Origin of the sequence: Natronolimnohabitans innermongolicus JCM 12255 (genome assembly GCF_000337215.1) — an archaeon.
Lineage (GTDB): Archaea > Halobacteriota > Halobacteria > Halobacteriales > Natrialbaceae > Natronolimnohabitans > Natronolimnohabitans innermongolicus.
The window spans coordinates 38,672-64,070 of record NZ_AOHZ01000084.1; the positions used below are offsets into that span (position 1 = coordinate 38,672).

Sequence of the window (25,399 nt, forward strand, 5' to 3'; positions counted from 1 at the left end):
ACGGCTGGCCGTCGATAGCCGAATCGAAAAAGCGCGTTCGAACGGCGATCCGCCCGGTTCAGTAGTTTCCGGTCGAGACGATCGGCGGGCCCTGGTGGGGACCGTACGGCGCGTCGTCGAGCCACTCGCCGGCGACCTCGAAGTGGTCGGACATCTCCGCTGCGACTTCCTTGCGGAGCACCGTCACCGGGTCGTCGCCCTGGAGGTACTCGAGCGCCTGCCCGGCGGCGCCGATGTTGTACTCGGCAGCCGTCTCGCGGCGGGCGGCGAACAGTTCCACTTCGTCGTGAGCGACGGCTTCAGTCTGCGCGTCGAGCGCCACCGAGATGGCCGATGCGGCCTCGTCGGCGTCGGGGACGCCGGAGTTCATCCCGCGGGCGCCAAACGGCGCGAGCAGGTGGGCGGCCTCGCCGGCGAGCAGGACGCGCCGGTGTTCGTCGATGAACGTGTCGGCCTGAACCTGCAGGAAGTGGTACGTCGAGACCCACTTCAGCTTGTCCTCGTACTCCTCGCCCATGATGTCGCGGACGAACTCTCGCATCTGCTCCTCGCCGCTGAGTTCCTCGGGGTCGTCGTCGCCGATACACTGGATGTCGAGGCGCCAGCCGCCGGTGAACGGAACCAGCAGCACGTTTCGACCGTCGGCCTCGGGCGCGTCGTAGTGAAACATGCGCTCGAGGTCCGGGTGGTCGTCGTCGATCTCCTCGTCCTCGACGTCAGCGATGATGAAGGCGTTCTCGGACTGGTCGCCCTCGAAGTTCGCGCCGATCTCCTTGCGAACCTGCGAGCCGCCGCCGTCCGCGCCGATCAGGTACTCCGTCTCCCACTCGCGACCGTCGCCGGTCTCGACAGTGACGCCGTCCGGCGAGGAGTCGACGGAGACGACCTCGGACTCCCAGTGGATCTCGATGCCGGCCTCCTCGAGGGCCTCGAGCATGTACTGTTCGGTGACGACCTGCGGGACGCTGGTAAAGTGCGGAATGTCACCGGAGCCGCCGGGGGAATCGTACGTCCGGTTGAACACTTCCTTGCCCTTGTACAGCGTCCGTCGGGTCGGCCAGACGAGTCCTTCCTCGACGAGGTCCGTGCCGAGGCCGGGGTGGATGCGCTCGAACGTCCGCAGCGTCGCACCGTGGACGTAAATCGCGCGGCTCCCGTCTCGGTCCCGGTCTTCCGGTTCCGCCTCGAGGATCGCCGTGTCGATTCCGCGCGCGTTCAGTGCCAGTGCTGCGGTCATGCCGACTGGTCCTGCGCCCGCGACCAGAGCCGGCTTGTCTGTCGTGTTTCCGCTCATGGTGGGCAGTGACGGACCACGGTGTCATAGTAGTTGTGGTCGTCCACCGATGGGCGTTCTATATGTGACGTTGTTCGACTAGATTTCTCGTAGTATTACAGTGCACGTCCAGGGAGACAGCGACAGCCCCCCTGACAGTTCGAAGATAGTCGACTGCGACCGACAGACGCGCGGGGCGTTTCCCCACAGCGAACAGGTAGTGACGAGCGCCAACACGGGGAAGCCAACGGTCGGTCAGTCCCTGTCCGCTGGCGGCCGCTGGACGAGCGTAACGAGCGGTTCCTCCAGTGGGAGCGCCATCTCGAGGTCCATGACGTTCGTGCTGGTGACGTCGAATCCGACCTTCTCGTAGACGGTGATCGCCTGTTTGCGCTCTCGGGCGACGTTGAGGTGGAGTTCCTCGTGATTTCGGTCGGCAGCGTGAGCGACGACGTGCTCTAACAGTTCCGTCCCGATGCCGCGGTTCTGGTAGTCGGGGTGGACGAAAATCACGAACTCCGGTTCCGACGCGCTCGCGGGGGCGACGGCGACGTGACCCACGATTCGGTCGTCACAGATCGCGACTAGATTCCAGCCGTCGGCCGTGAGCTGTCGAAGCCACGTCTCGCGAGCGTCGGGATCGGAGGGCGGGAGCGCCATCGTCGACGTCTCGACGGCGTCGTACATCGCGAGCAGCGACTCCAGTGAATCGTCTTCGTAGGGACGGATCAGGACAGGGGTACCCGTCTTGTCGATATATCGGGGACAGCGCGGCGGACAGTGCTTCGTCCCCTCGCAGTTGGAGTTGTCCCAGCCGCGACACGCGTTCGATGCCATAGTAGCTAGTCCCTCGCGTCTCCCGCAAAATAGTCCGGCGAGAATGCCCAGTCGCTGGGAAGACCGTCGACAGTTGTCAGTCACGATCGGAGAGATCCGGTTCGTTCACGGGAAACCGCAGCGGTCAGATTCGAGGTGCGAGGACGGTCACGTTCGGCGAGAGCCCAGGTAAGACGGTTTTACGCGTCGCAACCGACGGAACGGTTTACCCGATCGATCCCGTGTCTCTGGTCAGACCATGACCGATAGCTTCCGGGTCGGCCTGATCGTCCCGAGTTCGAACGTCACCATGGAGACGGAGATTCCGGCGATGATCGACGCGCGGCCCGACCACCTCGGCGAATCGTTCACGTTCCACTCGAGTCGGATGCGGATGCAAAGCGTCACGCAGGAGGAACTCGAGCGCATGGACGCCCAGTCCGAAGAGTGTGCGACCCTGCTCTCGGACGCACACTGTGACGTGCTCGCGTACGCGTGTCTGATCGGCATCATGGCCCAGGGGCCGGGCTACCACGAAGAGAGCGAAGCGAAACTCCGCCAACGGACCGCCGAGAACGACGCCGAGGCACCCGTCGTCACCAGCGCCGGCGCGCTCGTCCGCGCGCTCGAGCGACTGGACGTCGAGGAGGTCGCCCTGATCGCCCCTTACGTCGAAGAGCTCACGCAGACGGTGATCGAGTACTTCGAGAGCGCGGGCGTCGACGTCGTCGACTACGAGACGCTCGAGTGTCCCGACAACCTCGAGGTGGCACAGCTCGATCAGCGAAACCTCGTCGAGATCGCCGACGGACTCGACACCGACGACGCCGACGCGCTAGTGCTCTCCTCGTGCGTCCAGATGCCGTCGCTGGTCTCGATTCAGGCCGCCGAGGACCGCTTCGGCCTGCCCGTCTTCTCGGCGGCGACCGCAACGACCTACGAAATATTCGACGAGCTCGGCCTCAGCACGCAGGTTCCGAGCGCGGGACGGCTCCTCGACGGGGGACTCGACTGACGGCGAAACAGTGAGGGCGAAACGCACGCCGGTCCGGACCGATAATCGGTTACAACCCGTATAGCGGATTACAACAGACGTTATTTTCCCATTATAAGTTACATCCACCCACCCAAACCCATAGTTAATTTATTATTGTAATAATTAGCCGGCATACGGGTGACTATCCCTGGTCCCCATCGACCAAGTCGCCGATGAACGTCCAATTTTTACAGTCATACACACGTATGGTCTCGACGAGAGTTCAGAAACTGTGCCGTGTAGCGTTCAGTTACCAACTAAATGAGGGTCCAATACGTTGTTACCACGAGAAACCGGGCGCATCAGTTCCGTCCCGTCGAAAATCGAACCTCAGCCGGCCGGACGCGGGCTCGAAAGCGACTGCGTAGACGGAATCGGTTGCCATCTCGTCCGTCGCTGAACGGATCGGTTCGCCCGTCGATTTGATGTGAGCAAAAGAGTATTCAGATTCGAGGCCGTCCCTCGACACATGGGTACGGATAACGAGCCGCGACGGATTCAGTCGGCCGACAGAGTCTGTGACATCCTCGAGCACTTACGCGAGACGGAGTCCGCGACGGTTTCCGAAGTGGCCGACGCCGTCGGCCTGTCGCCGGGGACCGCACACACGTACCTCTCGACGCTCGAGTCACGCGGGTTCGTCCGGAAACACGACGACGTCTATCGCCTCGGCCTCGAGTTGCTGCCCTACGGCGATCAGGTCCGGTTACAAAACGACCTCTACCGAGCGGCCACCGAAGAGATCCATCGACTGGCCCACGACAGCGACGCCTGCGCCCACCTGATGACCGAGTACGACGGGCGGCTGCTCATCTTCCAGGAGTCGTTCGGCGAGAACGCGATCGGGATGGACTTTCACCCCCGAAAGCGCGAACGACCCCAGTCGATGCTCCACTGCACCGCCGCCGGGAAGGCGATTCTCGCGCACATGCCGGACTACCGCGTCGCCCAGATCATCGAAACGCACGGCCTCGCTTCCTACACCTCCTCGACGGTCACCGACGAAGCCGAACTCGCCGCCGAACTCGAGCAGATCCGAGAACGGGGGTTCGCGCTGAACGACCAGGAGCAGATGCGCGGACTCCGGGCAGTCGGCGCGCCGATTCGCTACGACGGCGAGCACGTCGTCGGCGCCGTCAGTCTCTCGGGCGGAGCGAGCAACTGGAGCGGCGAACGCTTCCGGCAGGAACTCCCCGAAAAAGTCATGCGTGCCGCCAACGCTATCGAAGTGAATCTTCACTCGGAGCTAAGCGGGACGGAACGGCCGTTCGTTTGATCACATCAAATCCATTTGAAGCGCCGAACGCGGCTGATTCCACCGAAATCGGCACTGACGACACAAACGACGAGCGCTCGAGACCGATTTCACGCGTAGATATGACGACAGTACAGCTGTAAATTAGTCAACGGACGTGACGATTATCGTGGTTTGAAGTGATCAAATCAACGTCGAGAGAACCTGAAGCACGTATATTTAGCTGGTGGTACGGGAAATCGGTTCCCGAGACCACAGGCCTATGTATACCCCCACCCGATGTTGGGTCATGCTCGAGTCAGACGAGAGTCGACGACGAGAGGAGACCCTGGACAAATACCACGTCATCGACGGCGACTGTCACTACATGGAGTCGTTCCACGACGTCGCCGAGTACATGGAAGAGCCCTGGAAGACGAAGTTCGAAGGGAGCAACTTCGACGAGAAGGGCGCCAAGCAGAACCTCAGTTCGTTCTTCCCGTTCTCGACCGGCGACCGACAGGCCCACGGCAAGGTCACCCGCGAACACTCCTCGTACCCCGACGACCCCGAAACGCCCGAGCGCATCCGCGAGGGCATGGAAGCGATCGGCGTCGACGAGACGCTCCTGATTTCGCACCTGATTCTCGCCGGCGCGGGGACGACCGCCGACGACGACCGCCAGAGCGCGTTCGCCAAGGCGTATATCGAGTACATGCTCGAAGAGGTCCTCGACCCCGACGACGGCATTCACGGGCTCGCCCCCATCCCCTACGGCGACGTCGAAGCCTCGATGGAGATCCTCGACCGCGTCGAGGACGAGGACGCCTACGTCGGCGCCTGTTTCGTCACCGCCGGCGCGACGCCGCCACTCGGCAACCGAAAGTACGATCCGCTCTACGAGCGGTGTGAGGAACTCGGCCTCCCCGCCGTCTTCCACACCGGCGGCGCCGGCCTCGACGAGTACGTCCGCGCGGGCTACCAGGAGATGATCGAGACGCACACGCTCGGCTTCCTCGAGTCGAACATGTCCCAGATCGTCAGTCTCGTCATCCAGGGCGTGCCGGAGAAGTTCCCCGACCTCGACATCGTCTTCATGGAGTCGGGCATCACCTACATCCCGGGCCTGATGACGCGCCTCGACGAGGAGTACCTCAAGCGACCCGAAGAGGCACCGCTGCTCGAGAAAAAGCCCGGTGAGTACATCACTGACTTCTACTACGGCACCCAGCCCCTCGAGATTTCGGCCGACACGGAGTACCTCGAGAAGTGTTTCGACATGGTCGGCACCGATAGCCTCATGTACGCCTCGGACTACCCGCACTGGGACTACGACCGTCCGACGACTGTCACCGACCTCCCGTTCCTCTCGGAGGACGAAAAGAAACAGATCCTCTCCGAAAACGCCAAAGAGGTGTTCGACCTATGAGCGCCGAGGAACTCATCGAAGTGAAAGCCGCCGACGCGTTCGACGACGGCGAACGAGAGATCGTCGAGGTCAACGGTGCGGAAGTCGGCGTTCTCCGCGTCGACGGAGAATACCACGCCGTGCGAAACCGGTGTCTCCACGACTGCGGTCCCGTCGCCGAGGGCGCCGTCGGCAAGAAACTCGTCGGCGAATTCGTCGAACCCGGGAAACGCGTCGAGAAGGACTACGACGGCGACCAACCGATCATCTCCTGTCCGTGGCACGGCTGGTCCTACGACCTCGAGACCGGTGAACAGCTCGCGGACGACGACATCGTCCTCCCAACCTACGACGTCGTCGTCGAAGACGGGATCGTCTACGTCGCAAACGAGTAACTCACCGGCCCACTCCGACTGTCGAACTGCGTTCGCGGCGCTGTAGCGCGCACGCGTTACAGCATTTACGGTCACCGTGTAGTTCCCACTCACTTCCTACTCGCGGATCACTCCATTCCCCGCTCGCCTCGCGGTTCTCACTCACTTCCCACTCGCGGGTCACTCCGTTCCCCGCTTGCCTCGCGGTTCTCACTCACTTCCCACTCGCGGGTCACTCCGTTCCCCGCTCGCCTCGCGGTTCTCACTCACTTCCCACTCGCGGGTCACTCCGTTCCCCGCTCGCCTCGCGGTTCTCACTCACTTCCCACTCACGGGTCACTCCGTTCCCCGCTCGCCTCGCGGTTCTCACTCACTTCGTTCGCTCCGAACCGCGCTCGCTCCGAACCGCGCTCGCTCCGAACCGCGCTCGCTCCGAACCGCGCTCGCTCCGAACCGCGTCTTCCCCAATCCATCGGTATTCGAGTGGTTGTGGCAACGAGATAACCGACATGCGACGACAGGGGAAATATATTAAAATTTTCAGCAAGAAGACAACCACTATCTAAAATTGCGATGTGTTCATCGAGATGGAGGTCAAAGAACGATAGGTAGAAGCCATTGTGGAGTAAAAGCTTACAAAGACCAGTGTCCAGCACAAGAGCATAGGGTTGTGCAAATATAGACGAGTTATTATTTCCCGTCCTCTGTTGGATGAACATACATGGAGAGATTTCTTTGGCAGATATTATGTGCTATATACGTTACAAACCACGAGTGTAAGAGTTCTGTCGTACTACTCGCTGCGATGTGACGAAGCATTCATGAGATTACACCTTCCCGGCGTCACGTGAGTACGTCCCGGATCTCCGTTATCAGTTTCGCCGCTTTACGCCGTATAAACGACTCTCTCTGAGAAATCAGTAGTAATCCAATGGATCCCCGATTGGACTATTAATCTATATTCTGACTTTTTAACCAATATAATAAGTATGATGTGATAGTTAGCATAATATAAACTCCGACATATGATCGGTGTTTTTATGACCCATGGGACGATTTGTCGAGCTATGTTCGGCAGTCAGAGCTGGGAGGATGACGATCACATATCCGGTGAGTCAGTCACACCGGACGAGAAAGAAATCGATGACGTCGATTTCGTCGAGAAGGGGTGGAAACCGACGCTAAAGTTCATCGCCGCGTTCACAATCGGCGCGTTCGTCTTCCTGCTTCCCGTTCAGTACGAGGGGCAGACGACGATTCCGCTGGACGTAATGATGAACGAAATTCAGGCGTTCTCGATGACCGCCGTCGAGATCTTCGCGTTCGCGCTGATCGCCGGCGGTGCAGTCCTGACGACGGTCTCGGAACTGCATTACCGCGGCGTCATCAACGTCAGCGAGAACACCGAGCAAACGCTTCAGCTCGATTACTGGCAGACTACGGCGCCGTTCTGGCTCTTTCGAGTCGCGGGGCTCTTCCTCGCCTCGGCGATCCTTCTCGGCGCCGGACCGGAGTGGTTGATCGGTGATGCGGTCACCAATACTGCCTGGAGCGCGCTCGTGATCACCGTCGCGCTCGTGATTCCGCTCGGCGCGATTTTCGTGAACCTGCTCGCCGAACTGGGCGGTCTCCAGTTCGTCGGGACGCTCGCCCAGCCGATCATGCGCCCGCTGTTTAACCTTCCCGGACGATCGGCACTCGACAGTGCAGCGTCCTGGCTCGGTTCGTTCAGTATCGGGTACTACCTCACGCGCAACGTCTTCGACCGCGGTGGCTACAACAAGCGGGAAGTGTTCGTAATCTGTACGTGCTTCGCGACGGCGAACCTGGGGACTGTGGGGGCGGTCGCAGCCATCCTCGACATCCTTCACATCTTCCCGCTCGTCGTCTTGCTGTACGTTATCGCGACACTCACCGTCGCCGCGATCCTCGTTCGCATCCCGCCGCTTTCGACCATCCCCGAGGAGTACATCGCTGAGCCAAGCCCGGAGCCGCAGTTCACCGGCACCGTCGGCGACTACTTCCGCTTCGCGTTCAACGAAGGCGTGCGTACGGCAAAGGAAGGCGATTCGATCCTCCGATCAGCCGTCGTCGGCTTCATCGACGGCGTCAAGCTGTCCGGAATGATCATCGGTACGGTGCTCACGATCGCGATGGCCGTTCTCATCATCGAAGAGAACTCCGCAGCCTTCGAGTACCTCGCCGCACCGTTCGTTCCACTGATGACCATTCTCGGGATTCCTGACCCAGAAGCGGCCGCAGTCGGTATCATCCTCGGCGGCGCGGAGTACTTCATCGGAGCAATCTACGTCGTGGAAGCCGACCTCATGACGAAGGTCTTCGTCGTGATCGTCACCAGTGCGCAGGCGATTTTCTTCGCCGCGTCCGCACCGATGATGGTCGACATGTTCGACGACATCCCGATGCGATTCCGTGACCTGCTGCTCCTGTTGATCCTCCGGACCGCACTCCTCATCCCTATCGCCGCGGTTCTGACCCACGCTGTGGCATACCTGGGACTCATCTAACCGGAGTTCGCTTCCCGACCGAAACCGATTCGACCGAACCGATCGGAACAACAGCGTCACGATATCACGTATCGAGCGAAACGCTTGCCCGGTGAATCACCTCGGGATCAAGTGGTTCGAGACGCCTTCGGCGTCTCGCCATCGAGCGAAACCGAAGGTCTCGCAGACTTCGCGAATTCTGGCGGGACGACGTCCCGTTGAGTTCGCGGGAGCTTCGCTCCCGCTTAGCTCCGATTCGCTCAGTCACAGATATCTTCGATTTCCGTACGACCCCGAGGCACTCGGCCTGTCTTTTCTGTAGAGAAGCTGTGTGTCCGGGGCTATAGTAGCCACTGACCGTCACGGCCCACCTGCACAGGTTGGCGTCGCGAGCAGTGTGGCACTCGGTTCAGTAGCTACGATAGCAAGTTACCGGCTACTCGACGGGATTCCTCGTCGAAGTCGGCAACGGTTCGGCAGTTCGTTACAACGAGGGCGAATGCCAGATTCGAGGCCCCCGAGAGAGTCAATGTACTGACCGAGATCGCTTGTACCGCCAGCGAGGCGACGACACCGGTGGTCTCAACCAAGCCAGCCGGTCAGCCGTACCGTATATATTCTGACCTTCGTGAAGAAATGCTAAGTGTGTAGTGATAGTTATAATAGTATGTAGTCCGACATATGATCGGTGTTTTTATGACTCACGGAACGATCTGTCGAATTATGTTCGGCAGTGAGAGTTGGGAAGATGACGATCACATATCAGGTGAGTCGGTTTCACCCGAGAAGAAGTCCATCGACGAGGTGGATTTCGTCGACAAGGAGGTGCGGCCGACGCTGAAATTCATCGTCGCCTTCCTGGTCGGGGGGTTCGTCTTCTTACTTCCTGTTCAGTGGGAGGGGCAAACGACGATTCCGCTCGACGTGATGATGACGCTGATTCAGGACTGGTCGATGACCGCCGTGAACCTGTTCGCGTTCGGAATCATCGCAGGGGGTGGCATCCTCACGACGATCTCGGAGTTGCACTATCGAGACGTGATCACCGTTAGCGACCGGACCGAAAAGCTGTTGCAACTGGATTACTGGCAGACCTCGATCGCCTTCTGGGTGCTCCGCGTGGTGGCGATTTTCATCGCAGCGGGGATGCTCCTCGAGGTCGGTCCCGGCTGGATGCTCGCAGAGCCGGTGACCAACACCGCGTGGGGTGCGCTCGTCGTTACGGTCGCGCTGGTGATCCCGCTCGGAGCAATCTTCGTCAACTTACTCGCGGAACTCGGCGGCCTTCAGTTCGTCGGGACGTTAGCACAGCCGCTCATGCGACCGGCGTTCAACCTCCCCGGACGGTCGGCACTCGACGGCGCGGCGTCGTGGCTCGGCTCGTTCAGCATCGGCTACTACCTCACGCGCAACGTCTTCGACCGCGGTGGCTACAACAAGCGCGAGGTGTTCGTGATCTGTACCTGCTTCGCGACGGCGAACCTCGGGACCGTTGGAGCAGTCGCAGCCGTACTGGATATCCTCCACCTCTTTCCCGTAATCGTCTTGCTGTACGTCATCGCAACGGTCGTCGTCGCGGCGATTCTGGTTCGCATCCCGCCGCTCTCGACGATTCCCCAGGAGTACATCGCGGAACCCGACCCGGAGCCGCAGTTCACCGGCACCGTCGGCGACTACCTCCGCTTCGCGTTCAACGAAGGTGTGCGAACTGCAAAGGAAGGCGATTCGATCGTCCGTTCGGCCGTCATCGGCTTCGTCGACGGCGTCAAACTCGCGGGGATGATCGTCGGCACCGTTCTGGCGGTCGCGACGCTGGTCCTCGTCATCGAAGAACAGAGCGCGTTCTTCGAGTACATCGCGATGCCGTTCGTTCCGCTCATGACCATCCTCGGCATTCCGGATCCCGAACTCGCCGCGATCGGGATCATCCTCGGCGGTGCGGAGTACTTTATCGGTGCCGCGTACGTCGTCGAGGCCAGCCTCCTCACGAAGGTGTTCGTCGTGGTCGTCACGAGCGGACAGGCGATCTTCATCGCCGCATCGGCCCCGATGATGGTCGACATGTTCGACGACGTTCCGATGCGGTTCCGTGACCTCCTCCTCCTGTTGGTGATGCGAACCGCGCTTCTCGTCCCCGTCGCCGCGGTACTCGTCCACGGCGCCGCGGCGCTTGGCCTGCTATAGGCAGTACCCACCGTCGATCGCCGAATTCGATTCATCGCAGATCGCCCGCTCCTCTCGTGAGACGTCTTCGTATTCACGGCGTCCGAACTGCTCGAGCACCCACTTTGCGAAAGATAACCGCCGCAAAATCGATCGTAGTCGTTCGGCTCGATCGGAAACGCGAAAGTTCGAGCCCTAACTTTCGGTCGTCTCGAGCAGGACCGTTCGCTCGGACTTCAGGACGACGTCCTGCGTGACGCTTCCGAACAGCGCCTTTCCGGTCGGCGACCGCTTCCGTCCGGCGAGGCTGATGATGTCGGCGTCGATTTCCTCAGCTTTGCTGAGAATGCTGCGGACCGCGTCGCCGTGTGACTGATCGACCACGACGTCGTAGCCGGCTTCCTCGAGGCGCTCCGCCGCTGCGGAAACCGACTTGAGGTCGTTCGCGTCGGCCTCCCCGTCGTCGCCGCGGAAGACGTGGTAGAGGACGACCGTCGTTTTGCTCGCATCGAGTGGAAGCGTAGTGATCGACTCGACCTGTTCGTTCGCCCGATCGACCTTCGTGTCGACGCTGAGTAGTATCGTTGTCATAGGTTGTCGTGTAGACGGGATCACGACACCGAACCGAACGATCGGCTGTCATGGCCCCTGTCCACAGGTGGTGTGGTACACTATTCGCTCCCGCTTATATATGCCTTTTTATAGTAACAACAGTGACTGATCGTACATCGGGCGGACAGCGGTCGGACACTCGAGTGAGTACGCCGGCCTGAAAGTTACTCCGTTACACCGAGCAGGTCAAAAGCCGGTAGACGTGGATTTTTGTACGATGACGTCCCACGGGTGTGTATGACAGACACAGCCGGCGACGACGACGGCGACTCGCTCGAGCAACTGGTCGACGACCTCCTCGTTCGAGACGCGGAGAGCCACGCCGACGCGCTCGAGGCGATTGCAGACGCGGACGATCCGCGCGCGATTCCACACCTGATCGAGGCCCTGATGATCCACGAAATCGGCTCGAACTGGTCGAAGTTCGGCTTTCCCGAGGTGCTCCGCGAACACAGTCCGCCGCGGTATCTCGAGCTCCCCGAGGCACGTTGGCCGGGCGTCCGCGAGGCGCTCCAGACGGTCGCCGAACCGGACTACGACTCAGAGTACGCCTGGGTCGAGTGGGAGAGCTGGTACTCCCAGCAGGATCTCGAACCGCTCGAGGGATTCGACGAGTGGAAGCTCCAGCTCTACCGATCGTACCTGCCGCCCGTCGGTCGGCTGCTCGACGCCGAGCCCCGGGCGTTCGACCTCCAGGACGTCCGCTGGGGCAACTGCGATCCGTCGTTTCTCGCGGCGTGTAACGAACCGGACTTCGTGCCGGGCGACGCCGTCGCGAAAGGCGGTGAGAGCGGTGGATCCGACGGATCCGACAGCGACGACGAGTACGAACGCTACCTCGCCGACGGCGACACCGTCTTCGGTTTCACGATCGACGGAACCGCCTACGCCGTCCCGCGGTGGGTACTGTTCCCCCACGAACTCGCGAACCTCACCGTCGAAGGGACGCCGCTGACGCTGTCGTACTGTACGCTCTGTAACGCGCCGATCATGTACGACCGGCGCGTCGACGACCGCACGTTGACGTTCAACAACACCGGGATGCTCCTCGAGGGGAACAAGATCATGTTCGACGAGGAAACCGAGAGCCTCTGGAGCCAACACCGGGGCGTCCCGATCGCCGGCGACTACCTCGAGTCCGATCCCGACCTGCGACTCGAGATTCGGCCGGTCACGCAGACGACGTGGGGCGAGTGGCGCGACTCCCACCCCGAGAGCCTCGCGCTCGATATCGAGACCGGCTACGACTTCGACTACGAGTTCTACGAGGACAACATCGGTTTCTTCCGCCACTACTGGAACGACGAGAGCGCGATACAACCGGGACTCGAGACCGACGAGGGGGCGCTTCCGGAGAAGACGGATGTCTACGGCGTCACGGCGGCCGACGGATCGACCATCCACGTCTACCCGACCGACGAACTCGAGTCGGAGAGCGTCGAAACCGACGAAATCGACGGCCAGACCGTGGTCGTGCTTCGTGACGCGACGGACGATATCGCGGTCTACGAGGCCCCGTCGACGCCGATCGACCGCGACGGCGACTCGCTCGTCGACGACGATGACACTCGCTGGGAGATCACTCACGACGGACTGGTCAGCGAAGACGGTACTCGAGAACTCCCGCGGCGCTCCGGTCGCCACGGACTCTTCTTCGCGTTCAGGTCGCAGTACGACGACGTCGTGGTCGGTTTATAACGGATCTACTCGTCGGAATCCGTCTCAGGCGCTCTCGAGGGCCGCTCGGAGGTCTTCGGGCACTTCGACGCCGCTGTCGCCGTCGAGGGGAACGCAGACTCGAAACTCGGTGCCCTCGAAAACCGTTTCGCCGTCGTGAGTCGCGTGGTACTCGAACTGGACGCTCGAGCCGCCGACGGTGGCGTCCAGTTCGATCTCGACCTCGTCCCCGCCGTTGACCTGCCCCGTGAAATCGAAGTCCATCGAGACGAGCGGCAGGCCGAGCCCGTGTTCTTCGTTGAGTTCCCAGTAGGGCCAGCCGATCTCCTCCATGAACATGTCGGAGGTTTCGTGAACCGCGTCGATCATCCGCGGGTAGTGGGCGATGCCGAACGGGTCCGTATCCGAGAATCTGACGCTCCAAGTGCGTGTGAAACTCATACGTTGGTATCCGAAAGGGTGTCCGCAGGTGTAATAAAGCTACTGCCGAGTCGACGGCGAGACGTGTCGCAGACCTGATCGCCAGAGGGTGTTGCGATCAGCGTGTAACTTGTTTCGACGACTACTATATGCGAACCGTACGGTGACAGTAGGGAGAGTTATACCGCCGGCCGTACAAGCGGAACGTCACGAACGCGACCGACGCGGAAGGCGGTCGGGGCAGTGTCTCCGACCGGCGCCGCACCACAATCAAAAACGTCAACGTTACCTGCGCCGTGCGTGAAAGCGTACCTGTGACACGACACCGACGGATCGGATCGACACGCGACCGACCGCGCGCCCGCCGCGACGACCGCGGGAATCCGTCCGTCACCCCCAACTAACCGAGTTATGACTGCGAGCCCCACCACTTCGCTCGACGACACCGACGCCGAGCCAACGGCCGACGAACGCGCCGACTACGACTACGTGTCCGACGACGTCGAACGTCCCGATCTGGTCGCCGACCTCCGCGACCGGATCGACGGCGACGTCCGGTTCGACACCTACTCCCGCGAGCTGTACGCGACCGACGCGAGCGCCTACAAGGCGACGCCGATCGGCGTCGTCTTTCCGACGTCGACCGAGGACGTCGCGAGCGTCGTCTCCTACTGTGCCGACCGCGAGATTCCGGTCCTGCCACGCGGCGGCGGGACGAGCCTCGCCGGGCAGGCGGTCAACGAGGCCGTCGTCCTCGATTTCACGCGGTACATGGACGAGATACGCTCGATCGACGCGGACGACCAGCGCGTCCGCGTCCAGTCCGGCGTCATCCTGGAGGAACTCAACGATTCGCTCGCCCCCCACGGGCTGAAGTTCGCCCCCGACCCGGCAGCGGGCAACCGCAGCGTCATGGGCGGCGCGATCGGCAACAACTCGACGGGAGCCCACTCCCTTGTCTACGGGAAGACCGACGCCTACGTCGAGGAGTGTGAAGTCGTCCTCGCCGACGGCACAGTCACGACGTTCGGCGAGACCGACGTCGACGACCTGCGCGAACGGGCCGATCCCGACGGCGACCTCGAGGCCCGCATCGCCGCCGCGGTCGTCCACATCATCGACGAGAAAGACGGCGCGGTTCGCGACCGGTTCCCGAACCTGAAGCGCAACGTCTCGGGGTACAACCTCGACGTGCTGATCGAGGAAGCGGAGAGCGGCTCCGTCAACCTCGCGCGCCTGCTCGCCGGCAGCGAGGGGACGCTGGCGACGATCACGGAGGCCGAAGTCTCCCTCGAGCCGGTTCCCGAGACGAAAGCCGTCTCCCTGCTGTTCTACGAGAGCGTCCTCGAGGCCGTCACCGACGTCCAGCACGTCCTCGAGCACGACCCCGCGGCGGTCGAGCTCATCGACGACGTCCTGATCGGCCTCGCGCGTGAGACCGCCGAGTTCGAGGAGATCGCCGCGCTCGTCCCCGACGACGCCCAGGCGGCGCTGCTGGTCGAGTTCTACGCCGAGGACGACGACCACGGCCGCGAACAGACCGCCGGACTGCTCGCCGACCGCATTCCAAAAAGCGAGAGCGCAGTCGAGGCTCCCGACGATCACCCCGAAATCGACGAAACGCTCGGCTTCGAGGGACTCGAGGCCCACGCCGAGGCAGACCGCGAGCAGTTCTGGAAGCTGCGCAAGGCGGGGCTGCCGATCCTCCTCTCGCGGACCTCGAACGAGAAGCACATCTCCTTCATCGAGGACTGTGCGATCCCGCCGGAGCACCTGCCGGAGTTCGTCGATCGGTTCCAGGAACTGCTCGCCGACCTCGACCGGGACGTCGACGCGGCCTTCTACGCCCACGCGGGCCCCGGCGTGCTCCACGTCCGCCCGCTCGTGAACACGAAGGCGGCCGAGGACCGCGACGACATGGTCACGATCGCCGACGAGGTGACCGACATGGTCGTCGAGTTCGGCGGCAGCGTCTCCGGCGAGCACGGCGACGGCCGCGCCCGAACCCAGTGGAACCGCAAGCTCTACGGCGAGGATCTCTGGCAGACGTTCCGCGACCTGAAGACGGCGTTCGACCCGGACTGGCTGCTCAACCCGGGGAACGTCTGTGGCGACCACGACATGACGGAGCACCTCCGGTACGACGAACTGTACGACCACGACGCCGGCTTCGACTCCGAGCTCAACTGGCGCAACGAGAACGGCATGCAGGGGATGGTCGAACTCTGTCACGGCTGCGGCGGCTGTCGCGGCGAACAGGAGACCACCGGCGGCGTGATGTGTCCGACCTACCGCGCCGCCGAGGAGGAGATCACGAGCACCCGCGGCCGCGCGAACCTGCTGCGAAACGCGATGAGCGGCGACCTCCCCGACGATCCCACCGACGACGAGTTCGTCGACGAGGTGCTCGACCTCTGTATCGGCTGTAAGGGCTGCGCTCGAGACTGCCCGAGCGAGGTCGACATGGCCAAGCTCAAAACCGAGGTCATGCACGAGCGCCACCAGCAACACGGCTCGAGCCTCCGGGACAAACTCTTCGCGAACTTCGACCGGCTCGCGCCGATCGGCAGCGCGTTCGCCCCGCTCTCGAACATCGCGACCTCGCTGCCCGGCGCCGGCACCATCGCCGAAAAGACCGTCGGCGTCGCCCGCGAGCGCTCGCTACCGGAGTTCCACCGCGAGACGTTCCAGGACTGGTTCGAGGCTCGCGGCGGCTCCCGAATCCTCGAGACCGAGGCCGAGCGAAAGGCCGTCGTCTTCGCGGACACCTACACCAACTACAGCCACCCCGAGGTCGGGAAGGCCGCGGTCCGCGTCCTCGAGGCCGCCGGCGTCCACGTCGACGTCTCGCGGCGGACCGACAGCGGTCGGCCGCCGCTCTCGAAGGGCTTCATCGACAAGGCCCGTGACGCGATGCGCGCGAACGTCGCCGAACTCGCGCCCCGCGTCGACGACGGCTGGGACGTCGTCGTCGCCGAACCCTCCGACGCGGTGATGTTCCAGTCGGACTCGCTCGACCTGCTGGGCGGGGTCGGCGTCGAATCCGTCGCCGCCAACTCCTACGGCGTCTGCGAGTACCTCGATACGTTCCGCCTCGACGAGAACGTCGACTGGGCCGCTCCCGAGGACTCGGTCGCCTACCACGGCCACTGCCACCAGAAGGCCACGAAGAAAGACCACCACGCCGTCGGCGTCCTCCGGCGGGCCGGCTACGCCGTCGACCCGCTCGACTCCGGCTGCTGTGGGATGGCCGGCAGTTTCGGCTACGAAGCCGAACACTACTCGCTGAGCCAGTCGATCGGCGACATCCTCGTCGACCAGATCGAAGACAGCGCCGCGACCGTCGTCACCGCACCCGGCAACTCCTGTCGGACCCAGCTCGGCGACAAGCGCCTCGAGCCCGTCCCGACGGGCAGTTCGCTCGCCGGCAGCGACCTCGACCGCGACGACCCGCCGACGCCGATCGAACTGCTGGCGTACGCGCTGTAATCGCGTCGCCGGGTCCGAATTCGCGACGGTATCCGCCGAACCCTCGACTCGAATCGACGCTGTTCTGACTGCGTTTTCGATTCTCCTCGATCGGGCGCCGCCTAGCGTTTCGTGTGAGGAAACGAGGGACGGTCGTCGAATCGACACGGTGAGCGCCGACTCGAGTCCACGATAAACGTTAACTGAGTTCTCAATTCGTATACTAAGTCCAGTAGACTGTACGCGCTGTTCCACCCGAGATGACGTGGTGTCTCGATGTGTTGTGCAAACGCGATGGCTGGTTCGGCAAGCATCGCGAGGATTCGCTCCGAACAATTTTACACTGCATTGAACCGCCGAGGACTGGCAAATCAAACTGCTACGGCACGTCGCGTCGGCACCAGGGCACGACGTATGGAAACTCGTCCGCTGTTTGTAGGTGCGCTGAATAATAGCGGTGGCAAGCGTCGACCGAACGTCAGATGCGAACGAGGATATCGTCGCCGTCGACGACGCAGTCAAACGTCCCGATGCGCTGACCGGAGGCCTCGTGCTCGCCGGTCTCGAGGTCCCACTCCCAGAGGTGCCAGGGGCAGGAAACCGTACACGCCTCCGCGTTGAGGCCGCCGCGTTCGCCGGTCCAGGTGTCCTCGGCGTTGATCTTCTCGTCGCCGGCCTTGCACAGCGGGGCCCGCTGGTGCGAACAGCGGTTGCTGATCGCGTAGTAGTCGTCGCCCGTGTTGAAGACGGCGATCTCGATACCGTTGACGTCGTAGCCTTCGCCTTCGCCCTCGGGGATGTCCCCGACCTCTGCGACTTTCGTGAAGTTGTCCGTGTCGACCATTGTTAGATGTCGAGGATCTCCGTGGCGTTCCCGTTGAGGATCTGTTCGCGCGTGTTGTCGTCGAACGCTCGAGACGTGTAGAACCACGTCGCCGGGTCGAGCGTCTGGTGGGGCCAGTCGCTCGAGTAGATGAACATATCCTCGGCCATCGAGAGGTCGAGGAGGTTCTCGGCGTCGCCGGCGTTACGCGGCAGTGCAAACGGCTGGGTGCACAGGTAGATGTTCTCCCGCAGGTACTCGCTCGGGGCTTTCTCGAGGTACCGGTCGCCGGATTCCATCTTCCGGGGCGTGATCTGGACGTCCTCGGGGTGCATCTCGTAGAACTCGTCCATCCGGTAGCGCAGGAACGGCACCCACCAGTGGCCACCCTCCTGGATGACGACGTCCAGGTCGGGGTACTTGTCGAAGACGCCGCGCATGATCATGTTGACGACCGTGACCATCGCGTGGATCGGCCAGTCGAAGCCGAGCACTTCCGTCCAGGTCAGCATGTCGTCGCCGATGTAGGAGTGCTGTGGCCAGTAGGCCAGCGAGCCGTGGAGCAACAGCGGCATGTCGTTCTCGACCAGCGCTTCGAAGACCTGGTCGAATCGTTCGTTCCCCCACGGAACCTTCGGATCGAACCACGAGTACGCCGCGACGATGTTGTTCTCGTTTGCCACCCGTTCGATCTCCGCGACGGCGTAGTCGGGATCCCACTTCGGGATCATCATCGAGGTGTACATGCCCTCGTCCGCGAAGTGATCGAGCATGTAGTCGTTGGCCGCCTGGCAGACGGCGTTTTTCAAAACGGGGTGGTGTTGCAGGTTGAGGTTGTTGATTCCCGGATTGACGATCGGTTCGTCGATGGCGAGTGGCTCGCAGGCCTCCTCGACGTCCTCGGCGTACTTCGCGCGGCCCTGCGTGAACAGGCCCTCCTGGCCCTCCTTGATCCCGTAGGCCGCGTCCCACTTGCCCATGACCGGCGTCGCGCCGAACTCCGTGGTCAGCTTGTCGTAGGCGCGCTCGTCGTCGACGTACTCGAGGAGTTCGTCCTCGAGCGGGTTGACGTGGAAGTCGAGGTCGACGATGTAGTCGTCGAACGCCTCCGGCGGTACTTCCGCATCACTGTCCAGCCGCTTGACTGATGACTCCATACGAGTCGTTATAGTGAATCGGTCGTATTCAAGCTTCTGGTCGGCGTACGGGCGCGTTTTGCGGCGAGTAGACGAATGGTTCACCGAGTTGCGTTCGGAATTCCCGAACGAAGCTCGAGAAACAATCGCATACTCGAGTTACCGCGTCGCGTTTGTGGATTATTGTCGCACTAGTTTACAGCCATATGAGTGTCAGAAATCCGGCGGTACGTTCGGCGTCACCGAACGCTGCGTTCGGAGTCGCAAAACAACTGGTGAGACGGTTCCAAATCGGTACGACCGAAAGCTCGAACCAGCCCAATGCAGTCCAGCCCAGCCCATCTCGAACCCGACGGTGCGGCTCAGTTCGGCGGGGACTGCAGCTTCAACTCGAGTTCGTTCGTCGCCTCGAGCAACAGGGGCTCGATTTCCTCGTGACAGCGCTCGACGGTGAGTCGGTTAGCTGGCCCTGAAACGCAGATCGCGCCGTGAATCGTTTCGTCGTCGATCACCGGCGCGCCAATGGCGCGCAGCCCGGCCACCGTCTCCTTGTCGTTGATCGCGATGCCGTCCTCGCGGATCGCCTCGAGTTCGGCCCGTAACTCCTCGGGGTCGGTGATCGTGTGCGGCGTGCGCTCGGGGAGCCCGTGCCGATCGATGATCTCGTCGACGCGCTCCTCGGGCAGATACGCCAGAATGAGCTTTCCCGTCGCCAGGTGGTGCAGTCGGGCCCGTCCGCCAACGCTCGCGTGCGTCTGGACGGCCCGCTCGCCCATGGCCTTCTCGAGGTAGACGGCCGTCCCGTGTTCCTCGACGATGAGCCACGCCACCTCGCCCGTCGCGTCCGCGAGGTCCTCGAGGACCGGCTTCGCGAGCCGCGCCAGTTCTCGGTTGTTCTTGACGAACATGCCGTGCTCGAGGAACTTGAGGCCGAGTTCGTACTCGTCGCCGGTTCGAACCACGTACTCGTTGTGTTCGAGCGTCGCGAGGTGGCTGTGAATCGTGCTCTTGGCGAACTCGAGTTCGTCGGCCAGCTCCGCCAAGGTGGCGCCGTTCAGCGACTGGAGCGCCTCGATAATCTCGAAGAGGGTGTCGGTTGTTTTGACCCGCCGATCCGGACCGTCTCCTTTCGCCATGCGATAGCGACGCCAGCGGGAGCCAAAGTCGTTTCGAAGTACGGCGGAAACGACGAGACTCGCCCACCCACGGCGCCGGTCGTTTACAGACATATGGCTGTATTAGTCGACTGCGTCCGATGGAGTCGAACGCGGCAAAACGAGGACGGCCGGACCGGACGATATCGTGTCACTCAGCGAAGCGATAGGTTGACCTCGATCTCGTTGACGGCAGTTTCGATTTCGTCGACGAGCGTCTCGCGATAGGCCTCGTCGTCGAGTCGCTTGATCGGCCCCGCGATTTCGACAGCTCCGTGGGGCCGACCGTCATCGCCGAGTATCGGCATCGCGATCTCGAGTACCCCCTTGATGCTCTCCCCACGGCCGTACGCGATCCCCGCCGTCCGGATCGACTCGAGTTCGGTGTAGAGTTCGTCCTCGTCGGTAATCGTGTTCGGCGCCTCCGGCGGCATCCCCCATCGTCGGACGATCTCGTCGACCCGTTCGGGAGACAGGTGCGCCAGAATGGCCTTTCCCGTGGCCGTACTCGTCATCCGAGCCTGGCCGCCCGGGAGGAACCGTCGACGGATGGAGTTCTCGCCCTCCGCGACGGCGACGTTCGTCGCCAGGCCGTTCTCCTCGACGGCGAAGTAGGCCTGTTCGCCCGTCTCCTCGGCCAGCGTCTCGATCGTCGGCGAGACGATCTGGCGCAGTTCGTGTGACTGCTCGATCGTCCGACCCAGGTGGACGAACCGATAGCCGAGGCGGTACGTGCCGTCGTCGTTGACCAGATAGCCCAGCTGGTTGAGCGTCGCCAGATGCGAGTGGACCGTGCTCTTGGGGAGTTCGAGGTGAGCCGAAATCTCCGAAACGCTCCCGGCCGTCTCTCGTTTGAGGAACTCGACGATCTTGAACGTCGTGCGAACCGACTTGAGCTGTGTCGTGGCCGGGTCTTGGCGTGCCATACCACATGACACAACGTGCGGACAATAAAGCTATCCGATGCTATCGGACAGCGCTCGCCCGGGAGAGACCGATCACCACAACGGGGAACGGCATCCGGCTCGCTATCCCGATCCGCTTACTGCCCTTCGAACTCCGGTTCGCGGCCCTCGAGGCGGGCCGTGAATCCCTCCGTGTAGTCGTCGGTTTCGGTCAGTTTCTCGCCGAGTTCGCCCTCGAGTTCGAGTCCTTGCTCGAGCGGCGTCTCGAGCGCGGCGTTTAGCATCCGCCGGGCGTGTTCCATGCCGAGCGGCGCGTTCTCGGCCAGCGAGTCCGCCCACTCGCGGGCGCGGTCGTCGGTGGCCGATCGATCGTCGACGACCTCGTGGACGAGCCCGCACCGTTCGGCCTCCCGCGGATCGATGTAGTCGCCGGTGAGGACGAGTTCCTTCGCCTTCGAGAGCCCGATCAGTCGCGGCAACCGCTGGGTCGCCCCGCCGGAGGGGAACAGCCCCAGTTCGACCTCGATCACGCCGTACTTCGCGTCCTCGCTGATGATCCGGAAGTCGACCGGCAACACGAGTTCGAACGCGCCCGCGATGGCGGCGCCCTTGATGCTCGCGACCGAGGGGACGGTCATGTCGTCGATGAAGTGCGTGACGTCGTCTAACCCCATCTCGAGGTCGGGCGCGTCGTCCTCGCCACGGCGTTTCATCATCTCGAGGTCCATCCCGGCACAGAAGACGTCACCTTTTCCGCTCAGGACCATCGCCCGGACGTCGTCGCGGTCGTCGACCTCCTCGAGTGCGGTACGGAGGTCACGGAGGAGCGCCTGATTCATCGCGTTCCGCCGTTCGGGTCGGTTGAGAACGACGTCCGCGCGGTGGTCGTCGATACGCAGCAGTACGTTACCGTCGCCTATCTCTCGCATACGCACTCGAGTAGGACGAACGGGTACGTAAAAGTTCAGTCGACCGCGGCGGTCGGCCCGGCAGACGGAGTGACGTACGACGAACGACGATCGATCCCGACCGCCTAGATGGGGTTGATCGATCGCTTTTTCGGCGGCCAGTCGCGGTCGCGGTCGTCGGCGGCCCGGTCGAACGCACGGCGAATTCTCCCTCGAGTCTCCGCCGGCTGAATCACGCCGTCGACGCCGACGCGTTCAGCCGCGCGAACGGCGTCGGTTCGGTCCTCGAAGGTGTCGATCAGTTCCCGCCGGCGGGCCTCGGGGTCGTCCGCCGACTCGATCTCGCGCTTGTACGCGATGTCGACGGCGCCCTCGATCCCCATCGCTGCGAGTTCGGCCGTGGGCCACAGCACTGTGAGTTCGGAGTCGAGCGAGCGGCCCCCGCCCATCGCGACGTAGCCGAACCCGTAGCCGCGGCGCAACACGACGTTGGCGATCGGCACCGTCGCGCGAGCCAGTTCGAACGGCAGCTTCGCGGAGTGGCGCGCGATTCCTTCGCGTTCGGAGTCCGGCCCCGGCAGGATCCCGGGGACGTCGGTCAACGTGACGATCGGCAGCCCGAACGCGTCGCAGACGGCGGCGAAGTGAGACGCCTTCTCCGAGGCGGCGGTGTCGATCGTCCCCGCTTTGAACCGCGGATTGTTCGCGATGACGCCGATCGGTTCGCCCTCGAGGCGAGCGAAGGCGGTCACGATGTTTCGGCCGTAGGTCGGCTTGAGTTCGAACGTCGATCCCCGGTCGACGATTCCCTCGATGATCGCGTCGATGTCGTATCCCTTGCGCGGACTCGAGGGGATGATGTCGCGCAGTCGCTCTCGAGCGTCCTCGTCCGGCGGTTTCGCCTCGACGGTCGGCGGTTCGCACTCCGCGTTTCGCGGCAGGTACGAGAGGTACGTCCGGATCGCGTCGAGACACGCCTCGTCGTCCTCGCAGGCGAGGTCGGCCATCCCGGTTTCGGTCGTCTGGAACCGCGCGCTGCCGAGTTCCTCTTTCGTCTCGTCGACGCCGAGGGCGGACTTGACGAGCGACGGGCCGGCGACGCCCATCGTTCCGGTCCCCTCGACGATGGGGACGAAATCCGACAACGCGGCGAAGTTCGTCGGCGCGGCAAACGCCGGGCCCATCATCGCGGAGACGACGGGGACCCAGCCCGAGAGCGTCGTCTGGAGGTTCGAGAACCCGTTGTCACCGCGCGCGAACGGCGCCGCGTCGAGTCCCTCCTGGATCCGGTGGCCGCCGCCGTCGTGGAGCATGATCAGCGGCGTGCCGCGCTCGAGGGCTCGTTCGGTGACGCGCTTGATCTTCCGGCCGCCGGCGTGGCCGATCGACCCGCCCTTGACCGTAAAGTCCGTCGCGAAGATGGCGATCGGCCGGCCGTCGATCCGACCGAATCCAGTGACGACGCCGTCAGCAGGGGCGTCCTCGCGTTCCCAGTCGGTCGTCTCGGGCGTCGTCGGCATCGGCGCGGCGAGCCGTCCGATCTCGTCGAACGAGTCCTCATCAAGCAGGTAGTCGATTCGCTCTCGAGCGGTGAGTTTCCCGAGGTCGTGTTGGTACGCGACGGCGTCCTCGCGAGTCTCGTCCGCCAGTTCGTCTTTCGCGGCGTCGACGGCCGCAAATGGATCATCGTCAGTCATCGAAGAGTTGGTCTCTCAGTTCGACCTTCCGCATTTTATTCGTTTCCGTCGTCGGGATCTCGTCGACGACGACCGTCTCGTCGGGGTGCATGAACGAGGGAATCCGTCCCTCGAGGTGCGAGCGGAGCGTCGCCTCGGTCACCGATTCGTCGCCGCGGGGTTCGACCGCGAGGGCGATCCGATCCTCGCCGCCCTCCGGGGCCGGAACCGGAAACACGGCCGCCGCGTCGACGGACTCGTGGCTCGCGACGGCGTCCTGAATCTGCATCGAGGAGATGTTCTCGCCGCGCCGGCGGATTACGTCGCCGAGTCGGTCGACGAAGTAAAAGTCCCCGTCCTCGTCGCGGTAGGCCGCATCGCCGGTGTGAAACCACAGGTTCGTCGTCGCCTCTGCCGTCCGTCCGGGTTTGGCGTGGTAGCGCTCGAGCAGCAGTCCCGGCTGTCTGGGTCTGACGCAGAGTTCGCCGACCTCGCCCGTCTCGACCTCCTGGTCGTGTTCGTCGAGGACGGCGACCTCGACGATATCGTCGCGGACGCGGCCCATGTAGCGTTCCTCGTCGACGCCGTCGACCACGGGCAGGTTCATCTCGCGAGCGCGTTCTTCGACGGTTTCGGGCTCGAGACCGCGTCGGTACGACCTGGGCGTCCCGCCCGCGTCGTCCGTCCGAACGACGCCGACGATCGGCGAGCCGGTTTCTGTCTGGGCGAAGGCGACGGTCACGATCTCGAACCCGAACCGCTCGGCGAGCGCCTCGTACTCCTCGGGGAGAGGCTGCATGTGGACCTTGTTGAGCGTGTTCTCGTGATCGGACTCGGTCCGCGGGGCGTTCATCAGCCACGGCATCATCACCGAGATGAGCGTCACCGAGGTCGCCTCGTACGTCTCGATGCGATCCCAGAACTCCCGCGGGGAGAACCGGTTCCAGAGGGCGACCGTGCCACCCGCGACCAGGCCGGCGACGACGTCGGCGTAGACGCCGCCGATATGATACAGCGGTAAGGAGGTGTGGACGACGTCGTCCCCGTTCAACACCGCCCGCTTCGGCGCGATGTAGTTCGCGAAGATCCACCGATGTGGAATGACGACGCCCTTCGGCATCCCCGTCGTCCCGGAGGTGTAGACGATGCTCGCGGTGTCGTGCCAGGAAACGTCGACGTCGGGGTCGGTCGCCGGCTCCTCCCGGAGCGCGTCGAACGACGTCGTCCCGAGGCTCGTCTCCCGGCTCGGGCCGTCCGTCTCGATCACGACGAGTTCGGGCTCGGTCTCGAGGTCGTCGCGGACGGCTTCGAACCGCTCGAGGTACCGATCCTCGAGGACGAAGACGTCGGGATCGGTGTCGTCGAGCTGGTAGGAGAGCGTCTCGCCTTCGTACTCGAAGTTAATCGGCGAGTAGACGCCCCCGGCCTTGTTGATCCCGAACATGCCGTACAACGTCTGTAACGGGTGTGCAGCCATCAGCGAGACGTTCGATCCGCGTTCGACGCCAAGCCGCCGAAGGCCGTTTGCGATCCGGTTTGCGGTCGTATCGAGTTGCTCGTAGCTGACGTGCGTGTCGTCCGGACCGTAGATCAACGCCGTCTCGTCGGGGATCGTGGCGGCCCGCTCTCGAAGCATGCTATCGACGGTGATTTCGTCGATGGGTCTCTCGTCTAGTGTGCTGACAACGCCCATGACTGTGAGTCACCAACACGTCAGTTAAACGTTCTGGTGGATAGACTCGTCGGCCGAAAGCGCTCGGTCTCGGCTCGAGGCCTCCCAAATCATTATATAGTGTTATGACACACCAT

At 63.0% G+C, this 25,399-nt stretch carries 19 protein-coding genes; 8 read left to right on the forward strand and 11 right to left on the reverse strand.

Going from position 1 to position 25,399, the window contains the following annotated elements; all coding sequences use genetic code 11:
- Window positions 1-58: 58 nt before the first annotated feature.
- A complete protein-coding gene (locus C493_RS17755; protein ID WP_083912438.1) occupies window positions 59-1,294 on the reverse strand; it encodes an FAD-dependent monooxygenase in 1,236 nt (411 codons plus the stop codon).
- A gap of 234 nt (window positions 1,295-1,528) precedes the next feature.
- Window positions 1,529-2,110 carry a GNAT family N-acetyltransferase gene (locus C493_RS17760; protein ID WP_007260872.1) on the reverse strand — a complete coding sequence of 194 codons (582 nt, stop codon included), beginning with the start codon at window positions 2,108-2,110 and terminating at the stop codon, window positions 1,529-1,531.
- 238 nt (window positions 2,111-2,348) lie between these two features.
- On the opposite strand from C493_RS17760, the gene C493_RS17765 reads away from it, so the two are divergent.
- The 6 genes from C493_RS17765 (at window position 2,349) to C493_RS17790 (ending at window position 10,832) form a co-directional block, all read left to right on the forward strand.
- The gene (locus C493_RS17765) at window positions 2,349-3,104 is read left to right on the forward strand and encodes a maleate cis-trans isomerase family protein (RefSeq protein WP_007260873.1); all 756 of its coding nucleotides are present in this window, start codon (window positions 2,349-2,351) and stop codon (window positions 3,102-3,104) included.
- 490 nt (window positions 3,105-3,594) lie between these two features.
- Entirely contained in the window at window positions 3,595-4,401 is an 807-nt protein-coding gene (locus tag C493_RS17770) for an IclR family transcriptional regulator (protein ID WP_007260874.1), read from the forward strand.
- A 268-nt stretch (window positions 4,402-4,669) separates the two neighbouring features.
- On the forward strand, window positions 4,670-5,788 hold the full coding sequence (locus C493_RS17775; RefSeq protein WP_007260875.1) for an amidohydrolase family protein: 1,119 nt from the start codon (window positions 4,670-4,672) through the stop codon (window positions 5,786-5,788).
- A complete protein-coding gene (locus C493_RS17780; protein ID WP_007260876.1) occupies window positions 5,785-6,162 on the forward strand; it encodes a Rieske (2Fe-2S) protein in 378 nt (125 codons plus the stop codon). Before C493_RS17775 ends, C493_RS17780 begins: the two co-directional genes overlap by 4 nt.
- A 1,046-nt stretch (window positions 6,163-7,208) precedes the next feature.
- Window positions 7,209-8,669, forward strand: coding sequence for a YjiH family protein (locus C493_RS17785; protein WP_007260877.1), 1,461 nt, complete (start codon window positions 7,209-7,211; stop codon window positions 8,667-8,669).
- A gap of 702 nt (window positions 8,670-9,371) precedes the next feature.
- Window positions 9,372-10,832, forward strand: coding sequence for a YjiH family protein (locus C493_RS17790; protein WP_049889480.1), 1,461 nt, complete (start codon window positions 9,372-9,374; stop codon window positions 10,830-10,832).
- 174 nt (window positions 10,833-11,006) lie between these two features.
- Here C493_RS17790 and C493_RS17795 read toward each other — a convergent pair whose 3' ends face one another.
- A complete protein-coding gene (locus tag C493_RS17795) occupies window positions 11,007-11,402 on the reverse strand; it encodes a universal stress protein (RefSeq protein ID WP_007260879.1) in 396 nt (131 codons plus the stop codon).
- A 258-nt stretch (window positions 11,403-11,660) separates the two neighbouring features.
- On the opposite strand from C493_RS17795, the gene C493_RS17800 reads away from it, so the two are divergent.
- Entirely contained in the window at window positions 11,661-13,121 is a 1,461-nt protein-coding gene (locus C493_RS17800) for a DUF3179 domain-containing (seleno)protein (protein WP_007260880.1), read from the forward strand.
- A gap of 24 nt (window positions 13,122-13,145) precedes the next feature.
- Here the strand turns inward: C493_RS17800 and C493_RS17805 are convergent, their stop codons facing one another.
- The gene (locus C493_RS17805) at window positions 13,146-13,541 is read right to left on the reverse strand and encodes an acyl-CoA thioesterase (protein ID WP_049889460.1); all 396 of its coding nucleotides are present in this window, start codon (window positions 13,539-13,541) and stop codon (window positions 13,146-13,148) included.
- A 390-nt stretch (window positions 13,542-13,931) separates the two neighbouring features.
- Here C493_RS17805 and C493_RS17810 point away from each other — a divergent pair, with 390 nt between their 5' ends.
- Window positions 13,932-17,009, forward strand: a complete 3,078-nt coding sequence (locus C493_RS17810) for an FAD-binding and (Fe-S)-binding domain-containing protein (RefSeq protein WP_007260882.1) — start codon at window positions 13,932-13,934, stop codon at window positions 17,007-17,009.
- Window positions 17,010-17,466: 457 nt separating this feature from the next.
- Here C493_RS17810 and C493_RS17815 read toward each other — a convergent pair whose 3' ends face one another.
- From C493_RS17815 to C493_RS17845, 7 genes are all read right to left on the reverse strand, one after another.
- Window positions 17,467-17,832 (reverse strand): Rieske (2Fe-2S) protein, encoded by a 366-nt coding sequence (locus C493_RS17815; RefSeq protein WP_007260883.1) that lies wholly within the window; start codon window positions 17,830-17,832, stop codon window positions 17,467-17,469.
- A gap of 2 nt (window positions 17,833-17,834) precedes the next feature.
- Entirely contained in the window at window positions 17,835-18,968 is a 1,134-nt protein-coding gene (locus C493_RS17820; protein WP_007260884.1) for an amidohydrolase family protein, read from the reverse strand.
- Between the two features lie 341 nt (window positions 18,969-19,309).
- The gene (locus tag C493_RS17825; RefSeq protein ID WP_007260885.1) at window positions 19,310-20,083 is read right to left on the reverse strand and encodes an IclR family transcriptional regulator; all 774 of its coding nucleotides are present in this window, start codon (window positions 20,081-20,083) and stop codon (window positions 19,310-19,312) included.
- 173 nt (window positions 20,084-20,256) lie between these two features.
- Complete coding sequence (locus C493_RS17830) at window positions 20,257-21,027, reverse strand: IclR family transcriptional regulator (protein ID WP_007260886.1); 771 nt, start codon at window positions 21,025-21,027, stop codon at window positions 20,257-20,259.
- 116 nt (window positions 21,028-21,143) lie between these two features.
- Window positions 21,144-21,935 (reverse strand): enoyl-CoA hydratase/isomerase family protein, encoded by a 792-nt coding sequence (locus C493_RS17835; protein ID WP_007260887.1) that lies wholly within the window; start codon window positions 21,933-21,935, stop codon window positions 21,144-21,146.
- 104 nt (window positions 21,936-22,039) lie between these two features.
- On the reverse strand, window positions 22,040-23,611 hold the full coding sequence (locus C493_RS17840) for an acyl-CoA carboxylase subunit beta (protein WP_007260888.1): 1,572 nt from the start codon (window positions 23,609-23,611) through the stop codon (window positions 22,040-22,042).
- A complete protein-coding gene (locus C493_RS17845) occupies window positions 23,604-25,283 on the reverse strand; it encodes a class I adenylate-forming enzyme family protein (protein ID WP_049889461.1) in 1,680 nt (559 codons plus the stop codon). The genes C493_RS17840 and C493_RS17845 overlap by 8 nt, the downstream gene beginning before the upstream one ends.
- Between the last annotated feature and the right edge of the window lie 116 nt (window positions 25,284-25,399).